This window comes from Methylobacterium sp. TK31 (genome assembly GCF_055361545.1).
In genome coordinates, this window is record NZ_CM143964.1 from 3985424 (window position 1) to 4004786 (window position 19363).

The window sequence follows — 19363 nt, forward strand, 5'->3', positions numbered from 1 at the left end:
CGAATCCGGGGCCGGGGCCGGTCCCTCTCCTCCGCACGCCTGCTCCCGGCGCGACGTCGGACGCGGAGCAGGCCCGACCGACGAAACGAGGCCATCGTGGACAGCCTGCTTCAACTCGCCAGCGACCCCACCGCCTGGGCGGCCCTCGCCACCCTGGTGGTGATGGAGGTCGTGCTCGGCATCGACAACCTGATCTTCATCTCGATCCTGACCAACAAGCTCCCGCCCGAGCACCAGCAGAAGGCACGCCGCATCGGCATCGGCCTCGCCCTGATCCTGCGCCTCGGCCTCCTCGCCACCATCGCCTACATCGTCGCGCTGACGCAGCCGGTCTTCGCGGTGTTCGGCAAGGGCTTCTCCTGGCGCGACCTGATCCTCATCGCCGGCGGCCTGTTCCTGCTGTGGAAGGCCACGAAGGAGATCCATCACACCGTCGATCCGGAGCCGGAGACCCCGGGCAGCGGCGCCGTGCGGCTCGGCTTCGCCGCCGCCATCGGCCAGATCCTCGTTCTCGACCTCGTGTTCTCCATCGACAGCATCATCACGGCGGTGGGCATGACCGAGCACGTGCCGATCATGGTGATCGCCGTCGTCACGGCCGTGACCGTGATGCTGCTGGCCGCCGACCCGCTCTCGCGCTTCATCGCCGCCAATCCGACGGTGGTCATGCTGGCGCTGGGCTTCCTCATCATGATCGGCATGACGCTGATCGCCGAGGGCTTCGGCGCCCACGTGCCGAAGGGGTACATCTACACCGCCATGGCCTTCTCGGCCGCCGTGGAGGGGCTGAACATGCTGGCCCGGCGCCGCAAGCGCACCCGGGCGGGAGCCCCGACCCGGACCTGAAACGCCATGGTTAACGTTTCACGGGAAAACCCGTGAGCAGGCCCGGCCGAGCGATCGGCCGGGCCTGCTCACGTTCGGGCTCGCTCGCGTCCGGACCGGCTCGCAACCGGACCCTGCCGCGCCGATGCCAAGGCCGACGTGCCGGAATGTGATCGCGCGCCCGTCCCGACAGGGTCACGCGGCGTCCGGACCGGCAAATCGGCCCGGACGTGCCTTGCGAAAGGGGCCTCGACCCTCGGCCGGATCGGATGAGGGCTAGAGCACGGGCTCGCGCGCGGCCGCTTCCTCACGGGCACAGACCGCCCGATCGGGGGCCGGGCCACCGGCGGTCACGAGCTTTGCGAGCTCGGCACGGGCCTTCTCCAGATCGGCCCGGAAACCGGCATCGCCCTGGAGGGCGGCGAAGACCGCGCTGGCGGCCGTGCGGCCGGCCTCGATGTCGCTGGCCCAGTGCAGGCCGCAGACGATGCGGCTCTCGCCGTAGGAGCGGGCCCGGACGAAGAACTGGGTCGCCTTCTCGGGCATCAGGGCCGCCATGATCGCCGCGTAGGTCCAGGCCTGCGTCGCGTGGCTCGACGGGAAGCTGAAGGCGTTGCCGAGATCGGAGGTGCGCATCACGCAGATCTCCGCGTCGTTGCCGACGAAGGGGCGCAGGCGGCGATAATGCAGCTTCGGGGCCCGGGTCGCCTGCGCGATGTCGAGGCGTGCGCGCTCCATCAGGGTCATCAGGGCGGGCGCGCGCGACTGCTCGATGCGCTGGCCGATGACGCAGGCGAAATCGTCGAGGATCGCGGAGGCGCCGTCGGCCACATCGGTCGTGGCCAGGGTCCAGCGCGGGGTTCCCTTGAGGGACCGGGTGGCGACGAAGGCCGCCTTGTCCGCGGCCTCGGCCGCCGACTGGCCCCGGGGCGGCGGGCCGAGGATCGCCACGGTGTCGGGGGCCTGGGTCTCCGAGAGGTAGGGCGCCCGGGCCGGCTTGCCGGGCGTCAGCGGCGCGGCGCTGACGGAGGGGGCGGAAGTCGGCTTCTGCGCCGTCTCCTCCGCCTGCACCGCCGCGGGCACGCCTCCGATCGGCACGACCGCGAGGAACGTCAGGATCTGGGACAGGCGGGCCATCGGCGTCTCGGTATCGGAGGTCAGCACAGAGCAGGTGATGCGTCAGTATAGAACGCCTTTACAACAGGCCTATGGCAGGCCTGATCTGAACGCGGACGAAATTGCCGCCGGTGTCTCGCCGGACCGCCCGAATTTCGAGGGAGGCCGGATCTTTTTGCGCCCCCGCACGGTCCGGCTCCGCCCAGGCAGGGAGGCCGCCGGCGAGCGGCTCGGGCGCGAGACGACCCTACGCGACGAGGCGCGGCGGAGGATCCGCCGCGCCTCGGGGCAGGCTGGTCGCAGGGGGCACGGGCCGCTCCGGCCCGACGCCGGGTCAGAGCTTCGTCGCGGTCCGGCCGGCAAGGCTGCGCGCCGCGGTCTCGAGACCCGCCTGGTCGTGCCCGCCGCTGAGGGCATAGGCGGAGCGGCCCGCGGTCCAGTAGGCGGTCTCGCCGTCGCCGGGGCTCGTGACCTCGCTCGGGGCGACGTGGCCGTCGAGGTTGCGGGTGGCGAAGAGCGAGACCTCGCCGAGCTTGCCCGCGTCGATCATCACCTCGATGCCGGTGCCGTGCCGGGCCGGCACCACCTGCACGTCGCGCACCGTCCAGTCGGACGGCAGGTCGGGCAGGGCGATGCCGGTGGCCGCGGCGATGCCGGCACGGTCGTAGGGCTGGGTCTGGCTGCCCCGCTGCGCGGCGATGCGGGCGCGGACCTGCGCCGCCTCGCGGGCGTGGCGGGCATCCGCCACCAGGGCCGGATCGACGGGGGAGGCGAAGGTGTCCGGCACGCCGAGGAAGGGGCCGTCCGAATGGGCGAGCCAGCCGGTGCCGACGAGGAGCGCGATCACGGCGGCCCGGCGCAGGCGGTCGCCGAACCGGCGCCAGGCCAGGCTGCGGTCGAGCCGGCGCGCGGCGGCCCGGTTGCGCTCCGGTCCCGGGCCCGGAAGGATGGCGAAGGCCTGCCGCAGGGCATCGCGGTCATGCAGTTCGGCCATGATCCGCGCGGCGGTCTCGGGGTTGCGCGCCAGATGCGCCTCCACGTCGAGGCGGCGCATGCCGTCGAGCTGCCCGTCCACGAAGGCGGTGAGGTCGTTCTCGGTGATCGGATCGATCATCGCGGTCTGTTCCATGGCGTCGGCTCCGGTCGGATACAGGGGGCGCGTCCCCGGACATGGAGTCCCGGCCGCGCTGGGGACGGATCGGCCTGTCGCCGGCGCTCCGTCCCGGTCTTCTAAACTGTCGGGTCTTCCAAAACTCAGGTGTCGCCGACGGCCCGGCGCGGCGCGGCGTCCGGATCGTCCTGGGCGACGAGGCGCAGGCGCGGCCGCTCGGCGGCGAGGCGCTGGCGCCGCTCGGCGACGCCCCCGCCCTGCCGCTCGCCCTCCTCGAAGGCCCGTAGGGCGGCGCGCCCCCGGCCGAGCCGCGACATCAGCGTCCCGATGGGAATGCCGAGCACGGCGGCCGCGTCGGCGTAGGCCATGCCCTCCAGGGTGACGAGGTGAAGGGCGGCGCGCTGCTCCTCCGGAAGGGTCAGGAAGGCGCGGCGGATCTGCGCCAGGCGGACCTGGGCCTCCTGGGCCGGGGGCGCCATCTCCTCGCTCATCTGGACCAGCGTGTCGGCGTGGCGGGCCTCGACCCGCTTCCGGCGCTGCTCGTCGATGAAGACGTTGTGCAGCACCGTCATCATCCAGGTGCGCAGATTGGTGTTCGGCCGCGCCGCCTGGCCCGATTCTAGGGCCCGCACCAGGGCGTCGTGCACGAGATCGTCGGCCCGCAGGGTGTCGCGCGTCAGGGCCCGGGCGTAGCGCCGCAGCGGCACGAGCAGGTCGACGATGGCGGCGGGGCCGGTCCGGTTCGGTTCGGTCGTCATAAGAGCATCAACGCACGAACCCGGGCGCTTAATCCAGCCGCCCGGCGCACAAACGCATCAGCGGTAGGTCGCCTCCAGGTCGAGGGTGCAGCGCCGGCCGATCTGGTCGTAGTTCTCGGCGATCCAGGCCTGGGCCGCGCCGCGGCCCTTGTCGCGCAGGCGCTCGAACACCCGCCAGCGGGCATCGAGGCGCGAGGAGGCCTGGTACTCGTCGAGGGCCCCGGTGCCGTCGATGCGGTGGACGTATTGCGAGCGGTACTCGCCCCGGCCGAGCACGCCTTCGGCGATCAGGTGATCGACGAAGTCGATGGCGCGCAGCTCGCGCATCAGGTTGGCGTTGAAGGTGATCTCGTTGAGGCGGTCCTGGATCTCCTGCGGCGTGCGCGGCGTCTCGCGGCGCTCCACCGGGTTGATCTGGACCAGGACGATGTCGCGGGTCTCGGCGCCGCGATAGAGGGGATAGAGCGGCGGGTTGCCCAGGTAGCCGCCATCCCAGTACGGCACGCCGTCGATCTCCACCGCCTGGAACACCGTCGGCAGGCAGGCCGAGGCCATGAGGTGATCGACGTCGAGGGTCGCGCGCTCGAAGACCGCGAGCTTGCCGGTCCAGACATTGGTGGCGGACACGAAGACCGACGCCGTCTCGGCCGCGCGCAGGCGCTCGAAATCCACCTGGGCCGCCAGCACCTTGCGCAGCGGATTGTAGTTGAGGGGATTCGACGTGTAGGGGCTGATCCTCAGCGCCCGGCTCCAGAACTCCGCGACGGGGTTGTTCGACCAGAACTCGAACAGGCCGCTGAAGGCGCGGCGCTGGGCCGGCCAGAGGTCCCCGTCGAGGCTGACCTCCCGCCAGAACCGCTCCAGGGCGCGGCGGGCGCCCGCGGGGCCGTCCTCGAGCCAGCCATCGACCATCACGACGGCGTTCATGGCCCCGGCGCTGGCGCCGGTGATGGCCTCGAAACCGAGGCGCCCATCCTCGATCAGCGCGTCGAGCACGCCCCAGGTGAAGGCCCCGTGCGCGCCGCCGCCCTGCAGGGCGAGGGCCACCGTCTTCTCCGCCCGCGGCCCCGCGATCACGCGGGTGCCGGCGGCGGGCTGCATCGGCAGGTCGTGCTCGACGGGGACGTCGATGAGCGAATCGATCGCCGGTTCCTTGTTCGGATCGAGCATGCGAATCTCCCGATGGTGATGCTGCAACGCAATATATGATGCCGCAAGGCCACAAACAGGCGCGAAGATGCAGCGGTTCCCTGTCCGTCACGCAGCCCTGCCCCCCGCCGGTCCCCCGAAACTCGACATCGACGCCCGGATGGGACATGGGAGAAGCCGAAACCGATCAGCGTGCTCGCTGTGCCGCCCGGGACGCCGGGTGACGCAGCGGGCTTGACGCCCGCCCGCCGTCATCTCAGCTAAACGATCGAGGGCGTAGAGTTCGCGGCATCGGAACGCCGCCGACCGGCCCCGGCCGGCCCGGTCGGCGCGGTACGGTCACCGGCGGACGTTCCTCGGAGCGCACAGTCAACGATGGACATCATGGACGCGACCCCCGTCAATCCGATCAGCGGTACCGGCCCCGAGATCGCAGGCCCGAGCCTCCGGCACCGCACGGTCGGCGTCACCATCGGGTCCGGCGAGGGCGCGGTCACGGTGGGCGGCGGCGCGCCGATCGTCGTCCAGTCGATGACCAACACCGACACCGCCGACATCGACGGCACGGTGGCCCAGGTGGCCCAGCTCGCCCGCGCGGGCTCGGAGCTCGTGCGCATCACCGTCGACCGCGACGAGGCCGCGGCCGCAGTGCCGAAGATCCGCGAGCGCCTCGACCGCATCGGCGTGCACGTGCCGCTGGTGGGCGATTTCCACTACATCGGCCACAAGCTCCTCTCCGACCATCCGGCCTGCGCCGAGGCGCTGGCCAAGTACCGGATCAACCCGGGCAATGTCGGCTTCAAGGAGAAGAAGGACACGCAGTTCTCGACCATCATCGAGCAGGCGATCCGCTACGGCAAGACCGTGCGCATCGGTGCGAACTGGGGCTCCCTCGACGAGGCGCTTCTCACCCACCTGATGGATGAGAACGCGAAGCTGCCCCGGCCGATCGACGCCCGCGCGGTGATGCGCGAGGCCATGGTGCAGTCGGCCCTCACCTCGGCCGAGCGCGCCGTGGAACTCGGCCTGTCGAAGGACAAGATCATCCTCTCGGCCAAGGTCTCGGCGGTGCAGGACCTGATCGCGGTCTATCGCGAGGTGGCGCGCCGCTCCGACTTCGCCATCCATCTCGGCCTGACCGAGGCGGGCATGGGCTCGAAGGGCCTGGTGGCCGCCTCCGCCGCCATCGGGGTGCTGCTGCAGGAAGGCATCGGCGACACCATCCGCTACTCGCTGACCCCCGAGCCGGGCGGCGACCGCACCGTGGAGGTGAAGGCCGCGCAGGAACTGCTGCAGACCATGGGCTTCCGCACCTTCGTGCCGCTCGTCGCGGCCTGCCCGGGCTGCGGCCGCACCACCTCGACCACGTTCCAGGAGCTCGCCCGCGACATCCAGAGCTGGATCGTCAACTCGATGCCGGAGTGGAAGAAGGCCTATCCGGGCGTCGAGGGCCTCAACGTCGCGGTGATGGGCTGCATCGTGAACGGCCCCGGCGAATCGAAGCACGCCGATATCGGCATCTCCCTGCCGGGCACCGGCGAGACCCCGACCGCCCCGGTCTTCATCGACGGCAAGAAGGCCATGACCCTGCGCGGGCCGACCCTGGCTAAGGATTTCGAGACCGTGGTCACCGACTACATCGAGCGGCGCTTCGGCTCGGGCGCCCGCACCGCCGCCGAGTAGCGACCGACCCGGACGGCGCGGGTCCCTGCGACGGCACGGCGGCCTTCGGACAGGTTGCCGTTCTCGCATGCTGCGCCGCATGGTAGCGTGAACGCATCCGTCCCCCGCCGGCCGACTTCGTCGGAGCCGGCCCCGGCGTTCCCGGGCGCAGCTTGACGCCGCGCCGCGAGACGTTGGGCTCGCAACGAGCCTCGATCGAGCCGAATGACGCAGACCGCCCCTTCGAGCGCGCCCGCCGCCAAACCCGAGGGAGCCGGCAGCCCGCCCCCCGTCGCCGACGGGACCGCCGAGACCGCCCGCGCCCACGCGCCGGCCAGCCTCTGGACCCTCATCCTCGGCTCCATCGGCGTGGTCTACGGCGATATCGGGACGAGCCCGCTCTACGCCTTCCGGGAGGCCCTGGTCTCCGCCCGCGCCGACGGCATCCTGCTGCGCGAGGAGGTCCTCGGCGTCGCCTCGCTCATCCTCTGGGCGCTCGTCCTCATCGTCACCATCAAGTACGTCGTCATCCTGATGCGGATGGACAACAACGGCGAGGGCGGCATCCTCTCGCTGATGGCGCTCGCCCGCACGGCGCTGGGCGGCTCCCGGGTGGTGTTCATGTTCGGCCTGCTCGGCGCCTCGCTGTTCTACGGCGACGCCATTATCACGCCGGCGATCTCGGTGCTCTCGGCGGTGGAGGGCCTGAAGCTCGTCACCCCGGCCTTCGACGCCTACGTGCTGCCGATCACCATCGCGATCATCGTGCCGCTGTTCCTCATCCAGGTGCGGGGCACCAGCAAGGTCGCGGCCTTCTTCGGGCCGATCATGGCGGTGTGGTTCGCCGCGATGGCGCTGGCCGCCCTGCCCCATATCGCGGCCAACACCGACGTGTTCTGGGCGCTCAACCCGTACTACGCCGTCCACTATCTCCTCGGGCACGGCACGGGCGCCCTGGTGGCCCTCGGCGCGGTGTTCCTCGCGGTGACGGGGGCCGAGGCGCTGTTCGCCGATCTCGGCCATTTCGGGCGCCGGCCGATCCAGATCGCCTGGCTCGGCCTCGTCGGCCCCTGCCTCGTGCTGAATTATTTCGGCCAGGCGGCCCTGGTCCTGTCGAAGCCCGACACCACCGATCCGTTCTTCCAGCTCGTGCCCGAATGGGGCCTGCTGCCGATGGTGCTGCTCGCCACCGCCGCCACCGTCACGGCGAGCCAGGCGGTGATCACCGGCGCCTTCTCCCTGTCGCGCCAGGCGATCCAGCTCGGCCTGCTGCCGCGCCTCGAGATCCGCCACACCTCCGAATCACATTCGGGCCAGATCTACCTGCCGCAGATCAACGCCCTCCTGATGGTCGGCGTCGTGATCCTGGCCGTGCTGTTCCGCTCCTCGGCGGCCCTGGCCTCGGCCTACGGCATCGCCGTGACGGGCACGATGCTGATCACCGCGAGCCTGGCCTTCCTGGTGCTGTGGAAGACCTGGAAGTGGTCGCCCTGGGCCGCCGGCCTCGCGATCCTGCCCTTCGCGGCGGTGGAGTTCCTGTTCCTGCTGTCGAACATGCTGAAGGTGTTCGAGGGCGGCTACGTGCCCCTGCTCTTCGCGGGCGCCCTGATCGTGATGATGTGGACCTGGGTGCGCGGCGTCGGCATCCTCATCAACAAGACGCGCAAGACCGACGTGCCGCTGACCGAGCTCGTCAGCATGCTGGAGAAGAGCCCGCCGCACCACGTGCGCGGCACGGCCGTGTTCCTGACGAGCGACCCCTACATCGCGCCGGCCGCCCTGCTGCACAACCTCAAGCACAACAAGGTGCTGCACGAGAAGAACGTCGTGCTCACGGTCGAGACCGTGGACACGCCCCGGGCCGCGGAGGCCGACCGCATCCACATCGAGCCGATCGGCCCGCACTTCCACAAGGTCGTGATGAAGTTCGGCTACATGGAGACGCCGAACATCCCCCGGACCCTGACGCTGCTGCGCAAGCAGGGCTTCAAGTTCGACATCATGGCGACGTCGTTCTTCCTGTCGCGCCGCTCGATCCGCCCGGCCGCCCATTCGGGCATGCCCCTGTGGCAGGACCGGATCTTCATCACCCTGGCCAAGAACGCCAACGACGCCACGGACTTCTTCCAGATCCCCACCGGCCGCGTGGTCGAGGTCGGAACCCAGGTCACCGTGTAGGGACCGCTCCGGGGATTGGTTCCAGGCCGGGCCGCGTTGGAGATTTCCCTCGCGCGGCCCTTGACCGCATCCGGGCGAAACCGCCGCGCGAAGCGGGGATCAGCCGGTTGCGCCGTGCGGCACCGGGCTCACGCCATGGCCGACGAGGGCGCCGGCGTCGCGCCCGACGGCCGGGCGGCCCCGGTCTCGCGGGTCCCGCCGCGCAGCGCCAGGTCGACGGGTCCGTCGAGGACGGGCAGCGGCGCGGCCTGCCGGTTCGCGGGACGCGCGTAATAGGCCCTGAGCAAGGATGTCCGATCGCGCAGATGGGCCTCGACGCGGTCGTTCAGGCGCCCGACCGGACCCGTCAGGGCATCGAAGCCCGCGGTGATGGCACGCACGATCGCGCGCGTGCAGGCCGTTGCGAGGTGGGCGAGCGGACGAAGCATGTTCATCGTGACCTTCGGTGACGGGCGGGCACGATCCGAGATAGGGCGAGGGCCGCGCCGGTCCCCGCGACCGAAAGCGGCACGCGGGGCACCGGAACCGGCGGGGCGCCGGAGACCGCTCGGCGACCCGGAGCCGGTGGCCCCGGGCGTCGGCTCACGGCCTCGGCAGGTTCAGGACGGTCGGCGGGACCGGCGGCTCCGGAGCCAGGGCGGCCGGCGTCAGGGCGAGGCGGCTGCGGGGCGCCTTCGGCGCCTTGACGACGGGCACCTGGGCGACGCGCACCTGGGCGACGGGCGCCGTCCTCTCCTCGACGGCCCGCGCCGTGCGGATCGGAGCCGGGCGCGGGGTCGGCGCCGACGCGGCCGGGGTCGCGGCAACCGGCGGGGTCACGGCCGGGGCGATCGAGGCCGGCGCCGCGGCGGAAGAGACCGGGGCCGCGCGCATCGGCATCGTCGGCATCGTCGGCGCCGCGGGGGCCTCGGCTGAGGCGAAGGCGAGCGCGGTGGTGCGCGCGGGCGGCTCGGCCTGCTCGACGGCACCGGGTTTGCGCTTCTCGTAGAAGGCGTTGCCGCCGGCCACCGCCACGTAGTGCATGTTGTTGTAGGGGAAGCGCAGGCCGGCGGTGTGGAAGTACATCGCCCGGCCGACCTTCGGGTGGCGCTGGCCGTCGAGGACGGCATCCGTCACCTCGGCGACCTTCTGCAGGCTCTTCTCGTCCATCTTCTTTGTCAGGACGCCGGGGGCGAATTGCCGGGGCTGGCCGACCACGGCGCAGATCCCCCCGTTGGGGAAGGCGGCGGCCTCGAGCCGGTTCATCACCACCGTGCCGACGGCCAGCAGGCCTTCCGCGTCGCTGCGATTCGATTCGAAGTACATCGCCCGACCGAGACAGTCGCGCTCCTCATCGGTGACAGACACCGGCTTGGCTGCGAGCGTCGAGCCCGTCGTGTTGGGTGCACCCGCATAGGTATTGCAACCACCGAGAGCCGGAACCGCCAGGAAAAGACCAAGTAGAGGCAGCGTCGTCGCCGATCGGATTTCCTGCATGCCGTCTCGCTCCACTCCCTCAAGCGTATCCATATGGCTTGACCACCAAATGGGTTCGTTTTCGGGCAGTGGCGGCAATTTCGAGGCGGCGCGCCGCGTCAGGCCTCGCGGTCGTAGCGGAAGGCGTCCGCCACCCGCGGCATCCCGATGTGATCGTAGAAGGTGACGGCCCCGGGGGCGGCCGTCAGCAGGAGCGAGGCCTGCGGCCCCAGCGCCGCGCGGGTGGCCGCGATCAGACCCTGGCCGATCCGGAGGCCCTGGACCGAGCGGCTCACGGCCAGGTCGGAAAGGTAGGCGCAGAACACGAAATCGGTGAGCGTGCGCGCGACCCCGACGAGGTCGCCGTCCCGCCGGGCGGTGACGACGAGGTCGGCCTGGGCCAGCATCCGGGCGAGGCGCGGCAGGTCCTCGACCGGGCGTCGCGGGGCAAGGCCCGAATCGATCAGGACGCGGCGGAACGCCTCCGCGTCGAGGTCCGGTTCGAGGCCGTAGGCGACCTCCGCCACGCTCAGGCCGTCAGCGTCCCGTGGCAGTGCTTGTACTTCTTGCCCGAACCGCAGGGGCACGGCTCGTTCCGACCGACGCGGCCCCAGGTGGTGGCATCGTCCGGGTCGCGTTCGAGGACGGCGGTGTCGGTGGCCATCTCGCGGGCGGCGTAGCCGTAGGCGGGGCCCGCGCCGCCGTCGCTGCCGGTGCCGTTGCCCGCCATCTCGTTCTCGCCGGTGACGGGATCGAGGTGCTGGGCGAACATCGGCGGCAGGCCGGGCTGGGCGAAGGGGTTGTCGGCGCCCTCCGCCGGCGGCTCCTCGTACATGATCTCGATGCGCGAGAGTTGCTGGGTGACCTGCTCGCGTAAGGACGCGACCAGGCTGTTGAACAGCTCGAACGCCTCGGACTTGTACTCGTTGAGGGGATCGCGCTGGGCGACGCCGCGCCAGCCCACCACCTGGCGCAGGTGGTCGAGGGTAACGAGGTGCTCGCGCCAGAGGTGGTCGAGGGTCTGCAGGAGCACCTGCTTCTCGACATAGGTCATCACCTCCGGCGTGTTCTTCTCGGTGCGCTGGGCATAGGCCTCGTCGGCGGCCTGGCGCAGGCGGTCGCGCATCTCCTCGTCGGCGATGCCCTCCTCCTTGGCCCAGTCCTCCACCGGCACGTCGAGGTTGAGCACCGTCTGGACCCGCTCGCGCAGGCCCTCGATGTCCCACTGCTCCGCATAGGCGTTCTCGGGCACGTGCACGGCGACGAGGTCGTCGACGACGCCGTGGCGCATCTCGTCCACGGTTTCGCGCACGCTGTCCTGGCCCATGAAGTCGCGGCGCTGCTCGAACACGACCTTGCGCTGGTCGTTCATGACGTTGTCGTACTTGAGCACGTTCTTGCGCATGTCGAAGTTGCGCGCCTCGACCTTCTGCTGCGCCTTCTCGATGGCCTTGTTGATCCAGGGATGGATGATCGCCTCGCCCTGCTCCAGGCCGAGGCGGGTCAGCATGCCGTCCATGCGGTCGGACCCGAAGATCCGCATCAGGTCGTCCTGGAGCGACAGGTAGAACTTCGAGCGGCCGGGATCGCCCTGGCGGCCGGAGCGGCCGCGCAGCTGGTTGTCGATGCGGCGGGATTCGTGGCGCTCGGTTCCGATGATGTAGAGACCGCCCGGCAGGGCGACCTTGCGGCCTGCGGCCGGGTCGGCCGGCTCGCCCGAGGCCAGCACCTTGTCGCGGTTCTCGGCGATCTCGGCCTTGATGGCGTCGATCTTCGCGTCGCGCTCCGGCCCCTCGGGCACGCCGGCCAGTTCCTTCTCCACCCGCATCTCGACGTTGCCGCCGAGTTTGATGTCGGTGCCGCGGCCGGCCATGTTGGTCGCGATGGTGATGGCGCCGGGCACGCCGGCCTCGGCGACGATGTAGGCCTCCTGCTCGTGGAAGCGGGCGTTCAGCACGGCGAAGCGCTTCGTCACCCGGCCCTCGCGGGCGGCGGCGTAGACGTCGGTCAGGGCGTTGGGGTCCGAGTAGTCGAGCTGGCGGAAGCCCGCCTTGACCAGCATCTCGGCGAGGTGCTGCGACTTCTCGATCGAGCCGGTGCCGACCAGGATCGGCTGGTGGCGCGCATGCGCCTTCTCGATCTCGGCGATGATGCCGTCGTACTTCTCGGCCACCGTCCGGTAGACCTCGTCGTCCTCGTCGACGCGCTCGACTTCCTTGTTGGTCGGGATGTCGACCACCTCGAGCTTGTAGATCTCGGCGAACTCGTCCGCCTCGGTGGAGGCGGTGCCGGTCATGCCGGCGAGCTTGGAATAGAGGCGGAAGTAGTTCTGGAAGGTGATCGAGGCCAGCGTCTGGTTCTCGGGCTGGATCGTCACCCGCTCCTTGGCCTCCAGGGCCTGGTGCAGGCCCTCCGAGTAGCGCCGGCCCTGCATCATGCGGCCGGTGAACTCGTCGATGATCACCACCTCGTCGTTCTTGACGATGTAGTCCTTGTCCAGCGTGAACAGGGTGTGGGCACGCAAGGCCAGGTTCACGTGGTGGACCAGGGAGACGTTGTGCGCGTCGTAGAGGTCGCCTTCCCTGAGCAGATCGGCGCCGCGCAGGAGGTCCTCGACGAACTCGTTGCCGCTCTCGGTCAGCGAGACCGTGCGCTGCTTCTCATCGAGGTCGTAATGCTCGCGCTCCAGATGCGGCATCAGCGCGTCGACGGACACGTAGAGTTCCGAGCGGTCGTCCACCGGGCCGGAGATGATGAGCGGGGTCCGCGCCTCGTCGATCAGGATCGAGTCGACCTCGTCGACGATCGCGTAGTTGTGGCCCCGCTGCGAGAGCTGGCTAAGCTCGTACTTCATGTTGTCGCGCAGGTAGTCGAACCCGAACTCGTTGTTGGTGCCGTAGGTGATGTCGGCGGCGTAGGCTTCCTTGCGCTGCTGGTCGTCGAGGCCGTGCACGATGGTGCCGACGGAGAGGCCGAGGAAGCGGTAGACCCGGCCCATCCACTCCGCGTCGCGGGCGGCGAGGTAGTCGTTCACGGTGACGACGTGGACGCCGAGGCCCGAGAGGGCGTTGAGGTAGACCGGCAGGGTCGCCACCAGGGTCTTGCCCTCGCCGGTGCGCATCTCGGCGATGCCGCTCTCGTGCAACACCATGCCGCCGATGAGCTGCACGTCGAAGTGGCGCTGGCCGAGCACGCGCTTGGCGGCCTCGCGCACGGTGGCGAAGGCCGGCACCAGGATGTCGTCGAGGGTCTTGCCGGCGGCGAGTTCGGCCTTCAGCGTCGCGGTCCGGGCGCGCAGGTCGTCGTCCGAGAGCGCGGCGACCTGCGGCTCCAGGGCGTTGATCTCGGCCACACGGGGACGATAGCCCTTCACGCGCCGGTCGTTGGACGAGCCGAAAATCTTCTTGGCGAGGGCACCGAGCATCGTGAACCTACGGTCGATCGAATAAGTCTGAAGGCGAATGTTGGCCGGGCTTATAGAGGTAAACACGGGCCGGCGCATCCGAAAGAGCCGGCTCGGCCTCAACACCCGGATGGAGGTGCGGCCGGGTCGGCGCAAGGCGGAGGCGCGAGGCCGAGCGGCCGCGCGTCCGGGTGGGCCCGGAGGGGGCGCACAGGACGGGCGGCCGCCGGCGTCGCTCGGCAAACGCGGCAGGGCTTCGTTTCGATCCGGCGCGCGGCGACCGGCCCGTCACGGCCATGCGGGATACCGGGAACACCGCCGCGAGCCGGCCCGCCGCGGCGGCGGCGGAACCTCCCCGCATCGTGATCGCCCCGCGCCGGGCGGCTCCCGGGCGAGGCGGGCCCCCTCGACGGCGCCCCCGGCGGACCCGCCGCCCCGACCGTGACGCCGCGCCCGGATTCGACCGTTCCACGGCCGGGTCGCGCTTGCCGTCTGGGATTGCCCCGTTTCTGTGGACGGTTAGGGGGCTTGGCTGAGCCGGGTCTCAGGTGACGGGTGCGGTCGGGTCTCCTGCTCGTATACGACGGGCGAGCGGTATCCGAGCGCCGAGTGCCGGCGCAGCGGGTTATAGAAGCCCTCGATGTAGCTGAAGCAGGCCATTCGTGCCTCGGCCTGCGAACGGAAGCGGCGGCGGGCGAGCAACTCGCATTCGAGGGTCGAGAAGAAGCTCTCGGCCATGGCGTTGTCGTAGGCGTCGCCGACCGAACCCATCGAGGGTCGCACGCCCGCCTCCTGGCAGCGGCTGCCGAAGGCCAGCGACGTGTACTGCGATCCTTGGTCCGAGTGATGGATCACGTCGCGGGGCCTGCGCTGTGTCACGGCCATCTCCAAAGCGTCCAGAACCAACTCCGAACGCAGGTGATTGGCCATGGCCCAGCCGACGATCCGGCGGCTGAAGGCGTCAAGCACGATGCTGAGGTAGAGGAAGCCCGCATCAGTCGGCACGTAGGTGATATCCGCTACCCAGAGCCGGTTCGGGGCAGCGGCGGCAAAGTTACGGTCGACCAGGTCGGGAGCCGGGCGCGCCTCTCGATCTCGCCGCGTCGTGACAGGGCCACCACGCCGATGACTGGCTCCGACAAGGCCAGCCTCGCGCATCAACCGGGCTATGCGTTTGCGAGAGTGCCGCTCGCCCTGTTCGCGCAGGTCGGCGTGGACGCGTGGCGCGCCATAAGTCTCGTGCGAGCCGAGATGGACGGTGCGGATTCGCTTGAGCAGGGCTGCGTCCGCTGTCCGACGCGCCGAGGGCTGCCGGCCAGCCCAGGCATAGTATCCCGCCTTCGACACGCCGAGCATGCGTGCCATGGCAGCGATCGGGAAGTCGGCCTGGTTCGCGTTCATGAACCGGAAGACCCCGACGGCAGAACCCCGGTCTCCCGAGCAAACCAGGCCGTCGCGCGAGAGAGGATATCGCGCTCCAGCTTCAGCTGCCGGTTCTCGCGCCGTAGCCGGACGAGTTCATCGCGCTCAACCGCTGTCAGGCCGGGGTCGGCAGGCGGTGGCTTCGCATCACGCCGTCCTTCGCTGCGGTCGGCCTCGGCCACCCAGTTGCGGATGGCCTGTGCGGAGGGCTCGAACTCGCGAGCCAGATCGTTCGGATCACGGCCGGCGCGGACCAACTCGACCATCTGTCGGCGGAACTCGGCGGGGTATGGGGGATGGCTCTTGGGCATCGGATAAACACCTCACGCGAAAGCGTTGTCGGTGTCCACCAAACCGGGGCAATCCCAGTCGGAGGCTTGCCACTTGGCGTCGGAGGCTTGCCACTTGCCGCCGGAGGCTTGCCACTTGCCGCCGGAGGCTTGCCACTTGCCGCCGGAGGCTTGCCACTTGCCGCCGGAGGCTTGCCACTTGCCGCCGGAGGCTTGCCACTTGCCGCCGGAGGCTTGCCGTCGGAGTCTTGCCATCGGAACACGCACGCGCCACCTGATGTCGCGGCAAAACCGCGGCTCCCGGCCGCACGTCTCTCTCGACCGCCCCATGCGACGACCTCCGGCCGGCCCCGCGCCGGGACGCGGGCGGCGCTCCCAAGGACGCCTCCATGACGATGATCAAGCCCCTCTCGCGCCCCGGTCTCCTGCGCCCCAGCCTCCTGCGCTCCGGCCTCCTGCGCTCCGGCGCCGTCGCCCTGGCGCTCGGCCTGCCGCTGGCCTCCGCCCGGGCCCAGGCGCCCGCCGCGGCCCCGGCGGCCCCGGCGGCCCCGGCCGCCGCACCGGTCGCCCCCGAGACCGTGGTGGCGAAGGTGAACGGGGCGCCGATCACGGCGGGCGATCTCGCCATCGCGTCCGAGGACCCGGCCCTGTCGCTGCCGGGCGTCGACGACGCCCAGAAGAAGGGCCTGCTCGTCGACTACATGATCGACCTCAAGGTCGGCGCCCAGGCGGCGGAGGCCGCCAAGGTCGGCGATTCGCCGGACTTCCAGCGCAAGCTCGCCTACTTCAAGGACAAGCTCCTGCTCGACGAGTACCTGGAGCGCGAGGCCAAGAAGGCGGCGACGCCGGAGGCGGCCAAGGCCCTCTACGACCAGACGGTCAAGGCGATGAAGCCCGAGGAGGAGGTGCATGCCCGCCACATCCTCGTGGAGAGCGAGGACGAGGCCAGGAAGATCGCCGCGCGCATCAAGGGCGGCGAGGACTTCGCCCGGGTGGCGGCCGAGGTGTCGAAGGACCCCGGCTCGAAGACCGAGGGCGGCGATCTCGGCTGGTTCACCAAGGAGCGCATGGTCGCCCCCTTCGCCGAGGCCGCCTTCAAGATGAACCCGGGCCAGGTCTCCGATCCGGTCAAGACCCAGTTCGGCTGGCACGTGATCAAGCTCGAGGAGAAGCGCACCAAGCCGGTCCCGACCTTCGACGAGATGCGGGAGCAGGTCGACCAGTACCTCACCCGCAAGGCGCAGCAGGACCTGATCCTGAAGCTGCGCGAGGGCGCCAAGATCGAGCGCACGGCCGCGGCCCCGGCCGTGGCGCCCGCCCCGGCCCAGAAGGCGCCGTAAGGGGCCTCAGGCGACCCGGCGCAGCGCCTGCGGCGCGGGCTCGGTCCGCCCGCGCCCGTCGCGCTTGGCCCGGTAGAGCGCGGCGTCGGCCCGGCTGAGCAGGGCGTCGAGCTGGCGCCCGGGCGCCGCGGCGGCGTCCTCCGGCGCCGCGAGGCCGATGCTGACGCCGATCGCGAGCTGCGGCAGTTCCGGCACGGCGACCGCGGCCACGGCGCGGCGCAGGAACTCGGCCTTGGCCAGGGCCTCCTCCGGGCGCACGCCGCGCAGGAGGCAGGCGAATTCCTCGCCGCCCATCCGCCCGAAGATCGCGGAGCCCGGCAGCAGCGCCGCCACCGTATGGCAGAAGCCGACCAGGACCCCGTCGCCCACCGCGTGGCCGTACCGGTCGTTGATGCGCTTGAAGTGGTCGAGGTCGAACAGCAGCAGGGTGACGTCGCCCCCCGCCGCCAGGGCGGCCTCCGCCCGGGCCACGAAGGCGCGCCGGCTGAGGATGCCGGTGAGCGCGTCGGTCTCGGCGGCCAGCCGCTGCAGCCGCTCCGCGCGCTCCTTCGTCAGCGACATGAACACGAAGGCGATCGCCAGGGTGAAGAGCATCCCGGCCAGGCACAGGATCGTCAGCCAGGGCGTCTGCAGCGGGTTCGGCCCGGCCTGCGGCGGCGCCACGACCGCCAGGGGGACGCGGATCCAGTAGGCGAAGGTGTAGAGCAGCAGCAGGGCGACCCCGGGATAGCGCGACACCAGGGGTTCGGCCCGCGCCCGCCAGATCTCGCGCGCGGCGAGGAAGCAGAAGCCGCCGGCGAGGCCGGAGGCCAGCATCACCCGGGCCTGAAGCGAGGCGAAGAAGGCCGGGATCAGGCAGCCCACGCACCAGGTCCCCATCGCGATCAGGATCGGCGCCAGGCGCGCGCGCCGTCCCTCGAAGGCGCGGGTCCCGGCCCAGATCAGCCCGTAGGCCCCGATCATCACGCCGTTGGCGACGCCGATCGAGACCCAGTCCGGAATCACGCCCCGCAGGGCCAGCAGGGCCGAGGCCATCGCGCCGGTGATGTGGGCGACCCCCCAGATCGCCAGGGCGTGGACGTGGCGGGCCTGGCTCCAGGACAGCAAGAACAGGCTCCCGACCATGAAGGTCAGGATCACGGTCACGAGCAGCAGGGTCGAGGCGTCGAGCAGCATCGGTCGGTTCCGCTCCCCTCGCTCGTCCGACGATCAGGCATCGCCTGCCCCCTGGGACAGCCGACAGAGCGACGATGTTATCCTAAATGATCGCGGATACCCAGATCCGCCCCGCGATGTGCATCGACGACATCCGCGCGCGGCGGGTCTTCACGGTTCGACCTTGCGAGGACCGGGGCCGAGCGGCGTGATCCGCAGGGCGGTGATCCGGTTGCGGGCCTTGCGCAGGACCTGGAAGCGGAAGCCGTGGAAGTTGAAGGCCGTGCCGGTGTCGGGAATCGCCCGGGCCTCGTGGATGACGAGGCCCGCGATGGTGGTGGCCTCGTCGTCGGGCAGGTCCCAGTCCATCGCCCGGTTGAGGTCGCGGATCGGCACGCTGCCGTCGGCATGCACCGAGCCGTCGCCCTGGGGCCGCACCCCGGACACGGTCACGTCGTGCTCGTCGGCGATGTCGCCGACGATCTCCTCGAGGATGTCCTCCAGGGTCACGAGACCCATCACCTCGCCGTACTCGTCGACCACCAGGGCGAAGTGGGTCTTCTTGGTGAGGAAGGCCTTGAGCTGGTCGCGCAGGGAGGTGGTGTCGGGCACGAACCAGGTCTCCAGGGCCAGGGCCTCGACCTGGAGGCCGGAGGCGTCCCCGCCGGCGGCGTCGAGCGCCCGCAGGAGGTCCTTGGCGTGCAGCACCCCGACGATGTTCTCGGTGGTGCCGCGCCAGAGGGGCATGCGCGTGTAGGGCGAGGCCAGCACCGCGCGCACGATCTCCTCCGAGGGCAGGTCGGCATCGATGGTGCGCATCTTGGTGCGGTGGACCATCACCTCCGAGACGGTGAGGTCGGACAGGTCGAGGAGGCCGCCGAGCATGTCGCGCTCGGCCTTGGCGACCCCGCCCTCGCGATGCAGCAGGGCGACCTGGCCGCGGATCTCGTCGGTGGCCGAGAGGATGGTCTGGCGCTCGCCGACCCGGATGCCGAAGGGCCGGAGCATGGCCCGGACCAGGGCCTCGATGGCGAGCGCCGCCGGCCCCAGCAGGGCCACCGCGAAGGCCACGGGGCGGGCCATGACCAGGGCGGCGCTGTCCGGCTTGTTGATCGCGAGGGTCTTGGGCAGCACCTCGGCGAAGATGATGACGAGGACCGACATCACCCCGGTGGCGTAGAGGACGCCGCTCTTGCCGAACAGGGTGGTGAGCACGCTGGTGGTGAAGGCCGAGGCGCCGATCGCCACGATGTTGTAGCCGATGAGCATGGCGCCGATGAAGCGCTCCCGGCTCGCCAGGATGGCGTTGACGAGGCGGGCGCGCCCGTCGCCGGCATTCTCCAGGGCCAGCATGCGGGCCCGGGAGGCCGCCGTGAAGGCGGTCTCGGCGCCCGCGAAGAAGGCCGAGAGCAGGAGCGAGATCACCACGATGCTCGCGGCCAGCCAGAGATCGGTATGGGGTTCCATGCGCGCCGATGCCGGAGGGTGTCGTCAGGACG

Annotated in this window: 16 protein-coding genes; 4 read left to right on the forward strand and 12 right to left on the reverse strand. The window is 70.8% G+C overall.

From position 1 onward, the window contains the following. Positions 1-96: 96 nt before the first annotated feature. Complete coding sequence (locus ACXJY8_RS18475) at positions 97-846, forward strand: TerC family protein (RefSeq protein ID WP_463771812.1); 750 nt, start codon at positions 97-99, stop codon at positions 844-846. Positions 847-1101: 255 nt separating this feature from the next. Here ACXJY8_RS18475 and ACXJY8_RS18480 read toward each other — a convergent pair whose 3' ends face one another. The 4 genes from ACXJY8_RS18480 to ACXJY8_RS18495 all read right to left on the reverse strand — a co-directional run bounded on the left by ACXJY8_RS18480 (position 1102) and on the right by ACXJY8_RS18495 (position 4980). Beyond that, the gene (locus tag ACXJY8_RS18480; RefSeq protein ID WP_463771815.1) at positions 1102-1962 is read right to left on the reverse strand and encodes an acid phosphatase; all 861 of its coding nucleotides are present in this window, start codon (positions 1960-1962) and stop codon (positions 1102-1104) included. Between the two features lie 313 nt (positions 1963-2275). Next, complete coding sequence (locus ACXJY8_RS18485; RefSeq protein WP_463771819.1) at positions 2276-3070, reverse strand: anti-sigma factor family protein; 795 nt, start codon at positions 3068-3070, stop codon at positions 2276-2278. A gap of 125 nt (positions 3071-3195) precedes the next feature. Further along, complete coding sequence (locus ACXJY8_RS18490; RefSeq protein WP_463771822.1) at positions 3196-3810, reverse strand: sigma-70 family RNA polymerase sigma factor; 615 nt, start codon at positions 3808-3810, stop codon at positions 3196-3198. Positions 3811-3867: 57 nt separating this feature from the next. Next, positions 3868-4980: a patatin-like phospholipase family protein gene (locus ACXJY8_RS18495; protein ID WP_463771826.1), complete on the reverse strand. Its 1113-nt coding sequence runs from the start codon at positions 4978-4980 to the stop codon at positions 3868-3870. A 354-nt stretch (positions 4981-5334) separates the two neighbouring features. Between ACXJY8_RS18495 and ispG the strand changes: the two genes are divergently transcribed. Further along, complete coding sequence (ispG, locus tag ACXJY8_RS18500; RefSeq protein WP_463771828.1) at positions 5335-6642, forward strand: flavodoxin-dependent (E)-4-hydroxy-3-methylbut-2-enyl-diphosphate synthase; 1308 nt, start codon at positions 5335-5337, stop codon at positions 6640-6642. A 204-nt stretch (positions 6643-6846) separates the two neighbouring features. Beyond that, positions 6847-8799 (forward strand): potassium transporter Kup, encoded by a 1953-nt coding sequence (locus ACXJY8_RS18505; RefSeq protein ID WP_463771832.1) that lies wholly within the window; start codon positions 6847-6849, stop codon positions 8797-8799. Between the two features lie 128 nt (positions 8800-8927). Here the strand turns inward: ACXJY8_RS18505 and ACXJY8_RS18510 are convergent, their stop codons facing one another. The 6 genes from ACXJY8_RS18510 to ACXJY8_RS18535 form a co-directional block, all read right to left on the reverse strand. Then, entirely contained in the window at positions 8928-9233 is a 306-nt protein-coding gene (locus tag ACXJY8_RS18510) for a hypothetical protein (RefSeq protein ID WP_463771835.1), read from the reverse strand. A gap of 148 nt (positions 9234-9381) precedes the next feature. After that, the gene (locus tag ACXJY8_RS18515) at positions 9382-10146 is read right to left on the reverse strand and encodes a cell wall hydrolase (protein WP_463771837.1); all 765 of its coding nucleotides are present in this window, start codon (positions 10144-10146) and stop codon (positions 9382-9384) included. Positions 10147-10373: 227 nt separating this feature from the next. Then, a complete protein-coding gene (locus tag ACXJY8_RS18520) occupies positions 10374-10781 on the reverse strand; it encodes a GNAT family N-acetyltransferase (RefSeq protein ID WP_463771840.1) in 408 nt (135 codons plus the stop codon). A gap of 2 nt (positions 10782-10783) precedes the next feature. After that, positions 10784-13678, reverse strand: a complete 2895-nt coding sequence (gene secA, locus ACXJY8_RS18525; protein ID WP_463771844.1) for a preprotein translocase subunit SecA — start codon at positions 13676-13678, stop codon at positions 10784-10786. A gap of 498 nt (positions 13679-14176) precedes the next feature. Continuing rightward, a protein-coding gene (locus ACXJY8_RS18530) for an IS3 family transposase (protein WP_463771847.1) occupies positions 14177-15390 on the reverse strand; the annotation gives its coding sequence in 2 pieces (ribosomal slippage) (positions 14177-15111 and positions 15111-15390; 1215 coding nt in all). A gap of 12 nt (positions 15391-15402) precedes the next feature. Beyond that, entirely contained in the window at positions 15403-15624 is a 222-nt protein-coding gene (locus tag ACXJY8_RS18535) for a hypothetical protein (protein WP_463771849.1), read from the reverse strand. A gap of 140 nt (positions 15625-15764) precedes the next feature. Between ACXJY8_RS18535 and ACXJY8_RS18540 the strand changes: the two genes are divergently transcribed. Beyond that, positions 15765-16709 carry a peptidylprolyl isomerase gene (locus ACXJY8_RS18540; RefSeq protein ID WP_463780788.1) on the forward strand — a complete coding sequence of 315 codons (945 nt, stop codon included), beginning with the start codon at positions 15765-15767 and terminating at the stop codon, positions 16707-16709. A 6-nt stretch (positions 16710-16715) separates the two neighbouring features. On the opposite strand, the gene ACXJY8_RS18545 is transcribed toward ACXJY8_RS18540, so the two are convergent. Beyond that, a complete protein-coding gene (locus ACXJY8_RS18545; protein ID WP_463771852.1) occupies positions 16716-17885 on the reverse strand; it encodes a GGDEF domain-containing protein in 1170 nt (389 codons plus the stop codon). 150 nt (positions 17886-18035) lie between these two features. Next, positions 18036-19331, reverse strand: coding sequence for an HlyC/CorC family transporter (locus ACXJY8_RS18550; RefSeq protein WP_463771855.1), 1296 nt, complete (start codon positions 19329-19331; stop codon positions 18036-18038). Positions 19332-19363: the final 32 nt, after the last annotated feature.

Excerpts from the sequence above, each read along its gene's own strand:
- ACXJY8_RS18480 (WP_463771815.1), bottom strand. The coding sequence starts at position 1,962 with ATGGCCCGCCTGTCCCAGATCCTGACGTTCCTCGCGGTCGTGCCGATC.
- ACXJY8_RS18485 (WP_463771819.1), bottom strand. The coding sequence starts at position 3,070 with ATGGAACAGACCGCGATGATCGATCCGATCACCGAGAACGACCTCACC.
- ACXJY8_RS18490 (WP_463771822.1), bottom strand. The coding sequence starts at position 3,810 with ATGACGACCGAACCGAACCGGACCGGCCCCGCCGCCATCGTCGACCTG.
- ACXJY8_RS18495 (WP_463771826.1), bottom strand. The coding sequence starts at position 4,980 with ATGCTCGATCCGAACAAGGAACCGGCGATCGATTCGCTCATCGACGTC.
- ispG (WP_463771828.1), top strand. The coding sequence starts at position 5,335 with ATGGACATCATGGACGCGACCCCCGTCAATCCGATCAGCGGTACCGGC.
- ACXJY8_RS18505 (WP_463771832.1), top strand. The coding sequence starts at position 6,847 with ATGACGCAGACCGCCCCTTCGAGCGCGCCCGCCGCCAAACCCGAGGGA.
- ACXJY8_RS18510 (WP_463771835.1), bottom strand. The coding sequence starts at position 9,233 with ATGAACATGCTTCGTCCGCTCGCCCACCTCGCAACGGCCTGCACGCGC.
- secA (WP_463771844.1), bottom strand. The coding sequence starts at position 13,678 with ATGCTCGGTGCCCTCGCCAAGAAGATTTTCGGCTCGTCCAACGACCGG.
- ACXJY8_RS18535 (WP_463771849.1), bottom strand. The coding sequence starts at position 15,624 with ATGGCAAGACTCCGACGGCAAGCCTCCGGCGGCAAGTGGCAAGCCTCC.
- ACXJY8_RS18540 (WP_463780788.1), top strand. The coding sequence starts at position 15,765 with ATGATCAAGCCCCTCTCGCGCCCCGGTCTCCTGCGCCCCAGCCTCCTG.
- ACXJY8_RS18545 (WP_463771852.1), bottom strand. The coding sequence starts at position 17,885 with ATGCTGCTCGACGCCTCGACCCTGCTGCTCGTGACCGTGATCCTGACC.
- ACXJY8_RS18550 (WP_463771855.1), bottom strand. The coding sequence starts at position 19,331 with ATGGAACCCCATACCGATCTCTGGCTGGCCGCGAGCATCGTGGTGATC.